This is a genomic window from Mycobacterium sp. ACS4331 (assembly GCF_001667265.1).
Lineage (GTDB): Bacteria > Actinomycetota > Actinomycetes > Mycobacteriales > Mycobacteriaceae > Mycobacterium.
Window position 1 is genome coordinate 1 of sequence record NZ_LZHW01000100.1, and the last position, 12,816, is coordinate 12,816.

The 12,816-nt window shown below is 66.1% G+C and carries 9 protein-coding genes; 6 read left to right on the top strand and 3 right to left on the bottom strand.

Going from position 1 to position 12,816, the window contains the following annotated elements; all coding sequences use genetic code 11:
* Positions 1-435: 435 nt before the first annotated feature.
* Genes A5727_RS28495 through A5727_RS23195 form a run of 4 tightly spaced genes read left to right on the top strand, consistent with a single transcriptional unit; the run spans position 436 to position 5,874 of the window.
* On the top strand, positions 436-558 hold the full coding sequence (locus A5727_RS28495; protein WP_353612278.1) for a hypothetical protein: 123 nt from the start codon (positions 436-438) through the stop codon (positions 556-558).
* A 31-nt stretch (positions 559-589) separates the two neighbouring features.
* On the top strand, positions 590-2,518 hold the full coding sequence (locus A5727_RS23185; protein WP_068255809.1) for a flavin-containing monooxygenase: 1,929 nt from the start codon (positions 590-592) through the stop codon (positions 2,516-2,518).
* Entirely contained in the window at positions 2,511-3,722 is a 1,212-nt protein-coding gene (locus A5727_RS23190) for an acetyl-CoA C-acetyltransferase (protein ID WP_068255810.1), read from the top strand. The genes A5727_RS23185 and A5727_RS23190 overlap by 8 nt, the downstream gene beginning before the upstream one ends.
* Positions 3,723-3,726: 4 nt before the next feature.
* A complete protein-coding gene (locus tag A5727_RS23195) occupies positions 3,727-5,874 on the top strand; it encodes a 3-hydroxyacyl-CoA dehydrogenase NAD-binding domain-containing protein (RefSeq protein ID WP_068255812.1) in 2,148 nt (715 codons plus the stop codon).
* Between the two features lie 67 nt (positions 5,875-5,941).
* On the opposite strand, the gene A5727_RS23200 is transcribed toward A5727_RS23195, so the two are convergent.
* Positions 5,942-7,489, bottom strand: coding sequence for an acyl-CoA synthetase (locus A5727_RS23200; RefSeq protein WP_068255814.1), 1,548 nt, complete (start codon positions 7,487-7,489; stop codon positions 5,942-5,944).
* A gap of 166 nt (positions 7,490-7,655) precedes the next feature.
* Here A5727_RS23200 and A5727_RS23205 point away from each other — a divergent pair, with 166 nt between their 5' ends.
* Positions 7,656-8,855 (top strand): acyl-CoA dehydrogenase family protein, encoded by a 1,200-nt coding sequence (locus A5727_RS23205; protein ID WP_068255817.1) that lies wholly within the window; start codon positions 7,656-7,658, stop codon positions 8,853-8,855.
* A gap of 64 nt (positions 8,856-8,919) precedes the next feature.
* Here the strand turns inward: A5727_RS23205 and A5727_RS23210 are convergent, their stop codons facing one another.
* Complete coding sequence (locus A5727_RS23210; protein WP_502687705.1) at positions 8,920-10,158, bottom strand: histidine phosphatase family protein; 1,239 nt, start codon at positions 10,156-10,158, stop codon at positions 8,920-8,922.
* Positions 10,159-10,438: 280 nt separating this feature from the next.
* A complete protein-coding gene (locus tag A5727_RS23215; protein WP_068255819.1) occupies positions 10,439-11,335 on the bottom strand; it encodes an alpha/beta hydrolase in 897 nt (298 codons plus the stop codon).
* Positions 11,336-11,501: 166 nt separating this feature from the next.
* Between A5727_RS23215 and A5727_RS23220 the strand changes: the two genes are divergently transcribed.
* On the top strand, positions 11,502-12,816 hold a 1,315-nt coding region (locus A5727_RS23220), incomplete at its 3' end, for a CoA-binding protein (RefSeq protein ID WP_197507733.1).

Genomic DNA, 12,816 nt, shown 5'->3' on the forward strand with positions numbered 1-12,816 from the left:
CCCCCCCCACACCGCCTCATCACCTCCCCCCCCCCCCCCCCCCCCCCCCCCCCCCCGCCCCCCCCCCCGCGGGGGGGGGGCCCCCCCCCCCCCCCCCCGGCGGGCCCCCCCTTGCGGCCCCCGCCGGTGTCGTTTCCGCCCACCACCTCCAACCCAGAGAGAATTCGTCCTAACTATCGGCACTTAAATAGCTGGCCCACTGGTGTTTGACGGAGTGATTCGGTGAAGTTACGATTCACATTGGCTGGATGATCGGCGGCCGTTCGGTCGCCCGCCCAGAAAGGGATCGGCACTTGCGAATCGGCACTGTCCTGGCCTTCGGACGACCGATCTCAGTCGTCGGCGACGAGATCGCCGCATGGGAGCAGGTCGGGCTTTCGTCGGTAACCCTCGGGGAGGCGTACTCCCCCGGACGCCCCAACCCAACTCGCCTACCTGGCAGCCCGCACCGACTCCATCGAACTGGCGACCGGTGTCCTTCCCATCGACACCCGCACTCCGCAGGTGCTCGAAGGCGTCCATGGGCAAGAGATCCCGAAGAACGCCTGCACGCCGTGAAAACCGTTGCCGCACTGAGCAAGGAGCTGTCATGAGTAAAACCCCGGACCCCAGCAATCCCATCGACGCCGACGAACTGCGCGACGCGCTGGCAGCGGCCAACGTGCCCTGCCTGATCGGTGTGCTCTACCAGCTGACCGGCGATGCCCGTTGGCTGGAGGAGCCATACCGCATCGCACCCACCATGGGTTTCGAAAGCCACGACGACGGCGGACTGCCGGCCGAACGTGTCGATGAGATTCGGGCGGCCGCCTTCACCGCGATCACGGACTGGAGTACCGGAACACCGGTCGCCCACCCGGCGCCGGACGGTGCGGAACTGGTCAAGCTGATGTCTGCGGTGATGGGTGAACCGGTCGGCGAGAAGTATGTCTCTCTCGCCGCCGAGCAGCTCGGGTTCGCCCCGTACGTCGCCGACGACGTCGCCCAGCACTGCGCGGACACCGGCTTCTCGGCGGTCGTCGTCGGCGCCGGCTTCTCCGGTCTGGCCGCGGCGGTGCACCTCAAAAGGGCCGGCATCCCGTTCCGGGTACTCGAGCGCAACGATCATGTCGGCGGCACCTGGTACGAGGCGAACTATCCCGGTGCTCGGGTCGACGTTCCGAACGACCTCTACTCGTACTCGTTCTTCCACCGGGAATGGAGCCAGAACTTCGCCCAACCCGACGAGATCCGGCAGTACATCGACGATGTCGTCGAACATTTCGACCTTGCATCCCATATCGAAACCGGAGTGTCCGTCGAGGGCGCGCAATGGGACGCGACCACGCAGGAATGGGTGGTGCAGACCAGCGACGCCACGGGTACCGCGACCATCCGGACCAAGGCGCTGATCACCGCGGCCGGACTGCACAACACCCCGAATATCCCGCAGTTCTCCGGACTTTCGGACTTCACCGGCGAGGTGGTTCATTCGGCGCGCTGGACTCCCGAGGTCGACTACCACGGGAAGAAGGTCGCGGTGGTCGGTGCCGGCGCCAGCGCCATGCAGGTCGTCTGCAAGATCGCCGAAGATGTCGAGCACATGGTCGTCGTCCAGCCCGAACCGCACTGGATCACGCCGAACGAGCAGTACTTCCGCAAGCAGCCGGCCAGCCGGCACTGGCTGTTCCGCCATGTGCCCTACTACCGGGCGTGGTTCCGGTTCCGGCTCTACTGGATCTACACCGAGCGCAACTACCCCGCACTGAGAGTGGACCCGAAGGCGGCCGAGAAGGGCAAGCAGATCAGCTCGCTCAACGATGCCTACCGGCGGAGCTTCATCGCCTACCTGAGCCAGGAACTCGAGGGCCGTGAGGATCTCATCGAGAAGTGCACGCCCAGCTATCCCCCGTTCGGCAAGCGTCTGCTCATGGACAACGGCTGGTACGCCACCCTTCGCCGGCCCAACGTGGAACTGGTCGCCGAGGGCATCGATCACCTGACCGAGCACGCCCTGGTGACCGCCTCCGGTGACAGCCATGAGATCGACATGCTGATCCTGTGCACCGGATTCCAGCAGCAGCGCTACCTCTATCCGATGGAACTGCGCGGGCGCGACGGCGTCGAACTCCGGGAGTCCTGGAGCGACGACAATGCCCGGGCGTACCTCGGCATCACCGCCCCGGGATTCCCCAACCTGTTCTTCCTCTACGGTCCGAACACCAATCCCCCCGGAGGGAGTTGGCTGACCATCGCCGAGGCGCAGGTCCGCTATGTCGTGGACATGCTCACGCAGATGGTCCGCGACGATGTGCAGGCCGTCGAATGCCGGCCCGAACCGTTCGAGGACTACAACGAAGAGCTCGACGACACCAACAACGCGATGGTGTACGCCATGGACGGCGTGCAGAACTACTACCGCAACAGCAAGGGTCGCGTCGTCACCAACTCCCCGTGGGCCGTTCCCGACTACTTCGCCCGCACGTCCCAACCGAACCTGGCGGACTACACCATCACCCGAGGAAACACACATGTCTGAAGAAGCCTTCATCTATGAAGCGATCCGCACCCCGCGCGGTAAGCAGCGCGGCGGCGCACTCAACGAGGTCAAGCCGATCAGCCTGGTGGTCGGACTCGTCGATGAGATCCGGTCCCGGTTTCCGGATCTGGACGAGACGATGATCTCCGATCTGGTGCTGGGCGTGGTGTCCCCGCTGGGCGATCAGGGTGCGGTGCTGGCCCGCACCGCCGTGCTGGCCGCGCACCTGCCCGACACCACCGGCGGGGTGCAGCTGAACCGGTTCTGCGGATCCGGCCTGGAAGCCGTCAACACCGCCGCGCAGAAGGTGCGTTCCGGTTGGGACGACCTGGTACTCGCCGGTGGCGTGGAGTCGATGAGCCGTGTCCCGATGGGCTCAGACGGTGGCGCCTGGGCCAACGACCCGGAGACCAACTACGAAGTGTCCTTCGTCCCGCAGGGCATCGGCGCGGATCTGATCGCCACCATGGAGGGCTTCACCCGCGAAGACGTGGATGCCTACGCGGTGCGCTCGCAACAGAGAGCGGCCGCGGCCTGGTCGGGTGGTTACTTCGCCAAGTCCGTGGTGCCGGTCCGCGACCAGAACGGCCTGGTCATCCTCGACCACGACGAGCACATGCGCCCGAACACCACGTTGGAAAGCCTGGCCAAGATCAAGCCCGCGTTCACCGGCATCGGTGCGATGGGTGGCTTCAACGAGGTCGCGCTGCAGAAATACCACACGGTCGAGAAGATCAACCACGTCCACCACGGCGGCAACAGTTCGGGCATCGTCGACGGCGCGGCCCTGCTGCTGATCGGTAGCGAAAAGGCCGGAATCGCACAGGGACTCACACCCCGTGCCCGCATCGTGGCCACCGCCACCAGCGGCGCCGACGGCACCATCATGCTGACCGGCCCGACGCCCGCCACCCGCAAGGTCCTCGACCGGGCCGGGCTGACCGTCGACGACATCGACCTGTTCGAACTCAACGAGGCCTTCGCCTCCGTGGTGCTGAAGTTCCAGAAGGACCTCAACATCCCCGACGAGAAGCTCAACGTCAACGGTGGCGCCATCGCGATGGGCCACCCACTGGGCGCCACCGGCGCCATGATCACCGGAACCATGGTCGACGAGCTCGAGCGACGCGGCGCCAAGCGCGCCCTGATCACACTGTGCATCGGCGGCGGCATGGGCGTGGCCACCATCATCGAGAGGGTTTAAGTACATGCCAGAGAACACAATTGCGTGGGACCAGGATGCCGACGGCATCGTCACCCTGACACTGGACGACCCGACCGGCTCGGCCAACGTGATGAACGACCACTACCGCGAGTCGATGCACAACGCCGTGAATCGCCTCGAAGCCGAGAAGGATTCAGTCACCGGTGTCGTCATCGCCAGCGCGAAGAAGACCTTCTTCGCCGGCGGTGACCTCAAGGGCCTGATCAAGCTCGGCCCCGACGACGCGGCCGAGGCATTCGAACTCGCCGAATCCACCAAGGCCGATCTGCGCAGGCTGGAGACCCTCGGTATCCCGGTGGTTTCGGCCATCAACGGCGCGGCACTCGGTGGCGGCCTGGAGATCGCGCTGGCCACCCACCACCGCATCGCCGCCGACGTGCGCGGTGTCGTGATCGGCCTGCCCGAGGTCACCCTGGGCCTGCTGCCCGGCGGTGGCGGCGTGGCCCGCACTGTGCGGATGTTCGGCGTGCAGAAGGCGTTCACCGAAATCCTCTCCACGGGTGCCCGGTTCAGCCCGGCCAAGGCCGCTGAGATCGGGTTGGTGGATCAGCTCGTGTCATCCGTCGACGACCTGATTCCCGCCGCCAAGGCGTGGATCAAGGAGAACCCGGAAGCCGGCGTGCAGCCGTGGGATGCCAAGGGCTACAAGATGCCCGGCGGCACCCCGTCCAGCCCCGCGCTGTCGGCGATCCTGCCATCCTTCCCGGCGCTGCTGCGCAAGCAGCTCAAGGGCGCCCCGGTCCCCGCACCCCGGGCCATCCTCGACGCCGCCGTCGAGGGTGCGCAGGTCGACTTCGACACCGCATCGCGCATCGAGAGCCGCTACTTCGTGAAGCTGGTGACCGGTCAGACCGCCAAGAACATGATCCAGGCGTTCTTCCTCGATCAGCAGGCCATCAGCGGCGGTGCGTCACGCCCCGAGGGCATCCCCACCCAGGAGATCAAGAAGATCGGTGTGCTGGGTGCGGGCATGATGGGCGCCGGCATCGCCTACGTGTCGGCCAAGGCCGGTTACGACGTCGTGCTCAAGGACGTCACGATCGAAGCCGCCCAGAAGGGCAAGGCCTACTCGGAGAAGATCGAGGCCAAAGCGCTGCAGCGCGGCCAGACCACCGAAGAGCGTTCCGCTGCGTTGCTTTCCCGGATCACCCCGACCGCCGACCCGGCCGATCTGGCGGGTGTCGACTTCGTGATCGAGGCCGTGTTCGAGGATCAGGAACTCAAGCACAAGGTGTTCGGTGAGATCGAGGACATCGTCGAACCCAACGCCATCCTCGGGTCCAACACCTCCACCCTGCCGATCACCGGTCTGGCGACCGGCGTGAAGCGCCAGGAGGACTTCATCGGGATCCACTTCTTCTCCCCCGTCGACAAGATGCCGCTGGTGGAGATCATCAAGGGCGAGAAGACCTCCGACGAGGCTCTGGCCCGTGTGTTCGACTACACCCTGGCGATCAAGAAGACCCCGATCGTGGTCAACGACAGCCGTGGCTTCTTCACCTCCCGGGTGATCCGGACCTTCGTCAACGAGGCCATGGCCATGCTGGGCGAAGGCATCGAACCCACCACCATCGAGCAGGCGGGCGGCCAGGCCGGCTACCCCGCGCCTCCGCTGCAGTTGCTCGACGAGCTCAACCTGGAACTGCTGCAGAAGATCTCGATCGCCTCCAAGGCCGCGGCGGTGAGCGAGGGTACGACCTACGTCGAGCACCCGGGTGAGCTCGTGGTCGAGAAGATGATCGAACTCGGCCGTCCGTCGCGGCTGAAGGGCGCGGGCTTCTACTCCTACGTCGACGGCAAGCGGGCCGGGTTGTGGCCGGGCCTGCGTGAAACCTTCAACTCCGGCAGCACCGAGATCCCGCTGCAGGACATGATCGACCGGCTGCTGTTCTCCGAGGCTCTGGAAACCCAGAAGTGCTTCGACGAGGGTGTGCTGAAAAGCAGTGCCGACGCCAACGTCGGGTCGATCCTCGGTATCGGGTACCCGGCCTGGACCGGTGGCTCCGCGCAGTACATCGTCGGCTACGAGGGCCCGCTGGGCGTCGGTAAGGCCGCGTTCGTGGCCCGAGCCAAGGAGCTGGCCGCCCGCTACGGCGAGCGCTTCACCCCGCCCGCCTCGCTGGAGAGCTAGCACGGCCGCCACAAGAACAGTCAAATGCCCCCGGCGAAAGCCGGGGGCATTTGCGTAGCTCGCACACTCAGTTCACCGAGCGCGACTCGCCCTTCCAATACCGTGCCCGCAGATCGACTTTCGACACCTTCGCCGCCGCGGTCAGCGGTAGCGCATCGACGAAATCCACCGTGCGTGGGGCCTTGTACCGCGCGATCAGCGACCCGCAGTGTTCCCGCAGTTCCGCGGCGGTCGTCGTCGCACCGTCGTGCAGAACGACCACGGCATGGACGCGTTCACCCCAGTCGGCGTCGGGAACCCCGATCACCGCGCAGGTGGCCACGCTCGGATGCTGCGCCAGTGCGTTCTCGACCTCGGCGGAGTACACGTTCTCCCCGCCGGTGACGATCATGTCCTTGATCCGGTCGACGATGAACAGATATCCGTTGTCGTCCAGGTAGCCGCCGTCGCCGGTGTGCATCCAGCCACCGCGCAGTGCTTGCGCAGTCTCCTCGGGCCGGTTCCAGTAGCCGAGCATCACGTGCGGGCCGCGGGCCACGACCTCGCCTACGGTGCCGCGCGGCACCTCGTTGTCGTCCTCGTCGACGATCTTCACCTCGGCGATGGGCACCGCCCGGCCCGCCGATCGCAGCAGCGCCGGATCCAGGTGGTCCTCGGCGGTCAACACCGTCGTCGTCGGTGACAGCTCGGTCATCCCGTAAGCCTGCAGCAGTGTGGCCTGCGGCAGCAGACCCATCGCCCGCTCCAATACCGCCTGGGAGATCGGGGATGCGCCGTAGATCAGGTGCTTGAGACTCGACAGGTCGCGCTGCTGGGCCGCCGGCGAGTCGACGAACATCTGGATCATGGTGGGCGCCAGAAACATATCGGTGATCTGGTATCGCTCGATCGCGTCTGCCACCGATTCAGGGGTGAAGCCCGGCAGGATGACGTGGGTTCCGCCGACGAGGTTACGGGCCACCCATCCGGACCCGTCAGCCAGATGGAACATCGGCGCGCTGTGCAGAAGGCGGCCATGCGGGGCGAGAAACTGCCCGGTCGCCAGTGCACCCAACGCCGCCGCCATCAGGTTGGCATGGCTGAGCATGACCCCCTTGGGCGTTCCCGTCGTGCCGCCGGTGTAGTAGATCGCCGCCAGCGCATCGCCGCCGCGACGGGCGTCCGGGACCGGGTCGTGCGCGGCGATGATCTCCTCGAAGCCGAGCACGCCGTCCGGGCGGGGCCGATCGCCGGTGTGGATGTAGGACCGCACCGTCGGCGCCAGCGTCCGCAACTCGTCCACCATGTCGAGGAAGGCGTCATCGACCACCAGGACCACGGCACCGGCGTCTTCGAGTGAGAACGCGATCTCGTGGACGCTCCAGCGAGTGTTCACCGGCACGGCGACCGCGTCGGCCCAGGGCACCGCGAAGAGGACGTCGTGGTAGACGTCGCCATTCTGCGCCAGCAGGGCGACACGGTCGTCGGACAGGACCCCCAGGCCGTGGAACGCCGCCGCCAACCGCGCGGCCCGGTCCACACTCTGGGCCCAGGTTCGGATGCGCTCGCCGAACACCGTGGCCGGCAGGTCGGGGGTCTGCGCTGCTGCGCGGTGCAATGCCTGCGTCAGGTACATGGTTAGTACTCGTTTCAGTCCTTTGTCGGCGTGATAATGCTTCTGGCCTGCAAGGTAGCATCTTGACATTAGCATTAATTTCGTTACCTTGGTCACAAGACCAGTGTGCGATCGCGTCACGCGCGACGAGCATCCCGTCCGAATAACCTGCAGAAAGGCATCGAAAATGACCGAGACGCTGAGCCGAGAAGCCGGTACCGGCACCCCGCTGGCCGAGTACCTGCAGCGCGTTCGTGCCATCACCCCGTTGATCCGGGCCGAAGCCGAGGCCATGGAGCGGGCTCAGACGCTCAGCGACAACGTTCGCGAGGCGATCGCCGAGCAGGACCTGCATCGCATGCTGGTCCCGACCGAACTGGGTGGCGGTGGCCTGCTGCCCAGTGAGGGGTTGCGGGTCTACGAGGAGATGGCCAAGGCCGACGCGTCGACCGCCTGGGCGTTCATGGCGACCTCCTGGTCGACCGCCGAGGTGCTGGGCTACCTCAAGCCTGAGGTCGCCAAGGACCTCATGAGCCGGGATGAGGACTTCCGCGTCGCCGGTCAGTTGCTCCCCCGTTACCCGGCCAAGCAGGTCGAGGGCGGTCTGATCGTCGAGGGCAATTTCGCTTTCGCCAGCGGGTCGGACCATGCCACCTGGATCGGCGCCGGTGTGTTCGTCGCCGACGAGGACGGCAACCCGATTCTCGGCGAGGACGGGCAGCCGCAGCCCCGGGTGGCCATGTTCCCCAAGTCTGAGGTCGATCTCAAGCAGAACTGGGACGTCTGGGGACTCGGTGCCACCGGCAGCCATGACTACCGGGTCGACAAGAAGTTCGCGCCTGACGAGCACACCATCGTCACCTTCGGCGGCACTCCGTACCGGTCGGAGACGATCTACAAACTGTCCAACGAGTTCGTCGGCCCGCTGCCGCACGTTCCGGTGGTGCTCGGTATCGCGACCCGCGCGCTGGAACTGCTTGCCGCAGTGGCCATCAAGAAGTTCCGGCCCAACTACGGGGGCCCGATCGGCGAGGCCGAAATCTTCAAGCTCGAGTTCGCCCGGATGGAGGCGCTACTGCACGCCGTCCGACTGGCGTTCTACGACCTCGTCGAGTCGGCCGAAGCCACTGTGGAGGCCGGCCACACCCGCACACCTGAGCAGATGGCTCGGATGCGTCAGCAGATGGCCTTCAGCCATGAGGCCATGGACGCCATCGTGGGCTTCGCACATCGCTGGAGTGGAAGCCAGAGCATCGGCCGCACCAGCACATTGGGCCGGTACGTCCGCGATATGCAGGTTGCCACCCAGCATCTGCTGGTGGACCCGAAGTTCCTGGCCGACGCGGCCACCGACCTGCTCCCGATCTACGCGGCAGCAGGAGCCTGATCTCCACTCCCAAGATATGAGGAAGGCGCCCAATCGATCGATTGGGCGCCTTCGTCATTCAGGGTCAGTCCTCGCTGCCGCCGCTGTCACCAGCAGAGCCCGAATCTGAGCTGGAGCCCGAAGCGGATCCGGCGTCGGACCCGGTGTCGGAGCCGGAGTCGGCTTCGACAGCAGAGCCCGCGGTGCCACGCTTGGAGTCGATCCCCAACCGCGACTTCACGGCCTCCGCCCGTTCGGCCCGCTTGGTTTCGCGCTCGGCCCGCAGCGCCTCGCGATCAACCTTGAGAGCCTCCCGATTCAGCGCCAGCCGGGACTTCACCGTGTCGATGGTCGAGCCACCCTTGTCCGCAACCGCAGCGCCGACCAGTTCCTTTGCCGGGCTCGAGGTCTCAGCAGATTCACTGAGTTCCTTGACCGACTGTCGGTTGACCTCGGTGATCTCGGCCCGCTGTGCCGGCGCACTGCGCGTGAACACCTTCTCCAGCCGTTCGATGGCCTCGGCGGTCACTGCGCGGTTGAACTTGACCACCGAGAAGGCTGCCTCACTGACCGCGTGATTGAGCGCGTTCGCAATGGTCACGGGATCACGCGTGCCCAGTGCCTGGCCCACCGAGTCCACCACGACCTTGAGCTGCCGAACCAGGGTCCGGATCTGGAGCTTCAGTTCGGCACCGAAGGTCCGCTGCTGGCTGAACTCCTGGCCGTTCCAGTTGACGAGCTTCCAGCCGTCCTCTGCATTGCCCTCAATCACAACGTAACCAGTGTTCGGCATCGAGCCCCCCAACAGGGCAAGCTTCTGCGGCACGGTGAGGTTGTCGACGCTCATGAACGTCCAGAACATGATCGCCGCCCCATGGGAGAAGACGACGGCGTTGCGGTCACCGTTGTCGTACATGGTCTGCAACGCGCCGTCCATCCGAGCCTTGAACTCGTGACCGTTGAGCGATCCCGGGATGCGCGCATCCAGGTCACCCTGCATCGACCACGCAAGGGGCGCCAGCATGTAGCCGCTGGCCGCATCGCGCTCCGGTGTGCCCTCGTAGTCACCGGCTTCAATCTCCTGCAGACCTGGCAGCACCTGGATGGGCAGGCCCAGGTACCGCGACATCGGAGCCGCCGTCAACTGCGTCCGCACCATTGTTGATGCGTAGATGGCGTCATAGTTGTTGTCGCCCAGCCTGCCGATCAGTGATTCGGCCTGCTGGTGCCCCAGATCGCTGAGCACCGGACCCGGTGTCGACGAATCGATGGTGCCAGAGGCGTTCCCGAGCGACTGGCCGTGACGTACGAAGGTCACCCGCATCAACTCGGCGGCCGCCGCCGGGATCGCCGCTCCAACGAGCAGAGCGAGTGCAGCGACGACTGAGCCCAGCCAAAGTGTGAATCTTCTTCTGCCCGACCTCGTGTCGGTTGCATTGTTCATGGACTTGTCCTTTCCACGATGAACGGAATGCCCGGAAGTGAACGCAGGAACATTTCGTCACTTCCCTCCGACGTGACGACATGCAGTGCAGGCCGCGTGAACCATCCCAGGACCCGATCTCAGGGCCCTGGGTGGTTGGGTGTCGAGATGCTCTGTGTGACTAGACGTTCAGGTGCTTACGCACGAACAGACCCGCCTCCTCGGCCGCGGCGATGCCCTCGGGGAGGATCGAAGAGAAGAGCGGCCACACGTGGACCATGTCGTCATACAGCGACACCGTTGCGGTGCCGCCACTCTCGGTGATCGACATGGCTGCTCGGTTGGAGTCGTCGAGCAGCACCTCATGGGATCCGACCATGAACAACGCCGGCGGCAGGCCCGCCAGGTCGGCGAACACCGGCGACGCGAGGGGATCCTGCGGATCGTGGCCCTGCAGATAGGCCTCCCGCAGGTTCGCGATCGAACCACGCGAGACGGCAACGTCTTTACCGTCGTACAGGTCGACGCTGGCGCCGCTTGCGGTGAAGTCCAGCAGGGGCGAGATGAAGATCGCCGCGGCAGGAAGCGGCACACCCCGGTCACGCAGTGCCGTCAGAGCGGCAAGCGTCAGGCCGCCACCGGCGGAGTCCCCGCCGACCGCGACGTTCTCCGCGCCATAGGTCGACACCAGATACTCGATCGCGGCGACACCGTCGTCGACCGCGGCGGGGAACTTGCACTCCGGTGCGCGTCGGTAGTCGGGCAGGATGACCGTCATACCGGAGGCCGCGGACAGTGTGTGTCCGAGTTCCTGGAACCCACGGGCGCTGCCGAGCACGTACCCGCCGCCGTGGAACCACACCAGCACCTTGTCCTGGGCGGCTCCCTCGGCGCTCACGTACAGGGCCGGGATGCCCCCGATCACGGCCTCGGAGGGTTCGACGCCGGCGGGCAGAAGGAACTGAAGGAGCAGATCGTCGTAGGCCCGGCGCAGATCCTCGACCGTCGCGGTCGCCGGGTCCGGAAAGCCGTTCACATACATGTGCTCGACGCGTTCCAGCGCCTCAGTCCTCGCCATGGATCCTCCGTTGCTGCTCGTCAGCCCGGTTCACCTCACCACCGGGACGATGTGATGCTACATAGCGAGTCCTAACTTTTTCGCCACTTTGCAGCATTTTTCTGGAGTTTTTCGTGATCGCCTACCATAATCAAAGTTCACACTTCCCGATCGAAGGGCAGCAGCCATGACCCTCGTTGACCATCGGCTCGACCGGCTGATGAATCCTGCGACGATCGCCGTGGTCGGCCTGAGCGACAAGTCACCGTACGCGGACTTCATCGCACCGACGCTCAAGAGCGGAGCCACGGTCCACTTCGTCCATCCCACCGCCGACACGGTCCTCGGGGCACCCGCGGTCCGATCGATCCGCGATATCGACGGACCGATCGACGCCGTGCTCTCGGTGATGTCCGCGGAGCGCACAGTCGCACTCGCCGAGGAGTGCGCAGACCTCGACTGCGGCGGTCTGGTGGTCTACGCCGCGGGGTTCTCCGAACTCGGCGACGAGGGCGCGAGCCTGCAGGCTCGTCTGGTGGAGGCCGCCACGCGTGGCGGCATGGCCGTGATCGGCCCCAACAGCCTGGGATACATCAGCGTCCCCCGCAGCCTGCACCTGACCGCCTCGGCCGACTATCACCCCGCGCCGGGCGGCATCTCCATCGTGTCCCACAGCGGGGCGATGATCGGTGGCATCGCGATCGCCGCGCGAGCACGCACCGGGGTCGGGATCTCCCGGCTGATCTCAGCCGGCAACGAGGCCGCCACGGACATCGCCGACTACCTCGACTTCCTCGCCACCGACCCGGACACCAACGCGGTCGGCCTCGTGATCGAGGGAATCCGCAGGCCCGCCGAGTTCTTCGCGGCCGCCCGGCGGTGCATCGCGGCGGGCAAACCGGTCGTCGCGGTCAAGCTCGCGCGTAACGCGCGCACCCAGCAGATGGCGGCCTCCCACACCGGCGCACTGGCGGGCAACGCCTGGGCGTACGACGTGGCCTTCCGCCAGGTCGGGATTCAACTGGCCTTCGACCTCGAGGAACTCGTCGACCGCCTCTCGATCGTCAGTCAACTCGACCCCGCGGTGTGGAATCCCGTGCAGCGCATCGGCGTCGTCGCGGGCACCGGCGGATTCGCGTCCCTGGCCTTCGACGTTGCCGAGGAGGAGGGACTCACGCTCCCGCCGCTGGAGAGCCTCGCGGACTGGGTCGCGTCGACGATCCCCGGCATCACCGTGCCGAACCCCCTGGACACCACCGGCTTCGGGGCGACCTTCTGGACCGACATCGTCGAGAAGTACGTGGGCTCAGACGAACTCGACGCCGTGGTGTTCGTCAACATGTGGAGCGACTCACCGCTCTACCGACGTCTCATCGACGACGTGGCCGTCGCCGCGCGGCGACACCGCAAACCCGTGGCGATAGCCGCGGGTGCAGGCGAGGTCGGCGAGTTCGCCAAAGAGGTCATCGGCGATGACGGGGCCGTCGCCCTCGGGTACGGCA

What these genes read in the sequence shown, in the direction of transcription:
- A5727_RS23190 (WP_068255810.1), top strand. Translation starts at nt 2,511, where the DNA reads ATGTCTGAAGAAGCCTTCATCTATGAAGCGATCCGCACCCCGCGCGGT.
- A5727_RS23210 (WP_502687705.1), bottom strand. Translation starts at nt 10,158, where the DNA reads ATGCGGGTGACCTTCGTACGTCACGGCCAGTCGCTCGGGAACGCCTCT.
- A5727_RS23200 (WP_068255814.1), bottom strand. Translation starts at nt 7,489, where the DNA reads ATGTACCTGACGCAGGCATTGCACCGCGCAGCAGCGCAGACCCCCGAC.
- A5727_RS23205 (WP_068255817.1), top strand. Translation starts at nt 7,656, where the DNA reads ATGACCGAGACGCTGAGCCGAGAAGCCGGTACCGGCACCCCGCTGGCC.
- A5727_RS23185 (WP_068255809.1), top strand. Translation starts at nt 590, where the DNA reads ATGAGTAAAACCCCGGACCCCAGCAATCCCATCGACGCCGACGAACTG.
- A5727_RS23215 (WP_068255819.1), bottom strand. Translation starts at nt 11,335, where the DNA reads ATGGCGAGGACTGAGGCGCTGGAACGCGTCGAGCACATGTATGTGAAC.
- A5727_RS23195 (WP_068255812.1), top strand. Translation starts at nt 3,727, where the DNA reads ATGCCAGAGAACACAATTGCGTGGGACCAGGATGCCGACGGCATCGTC.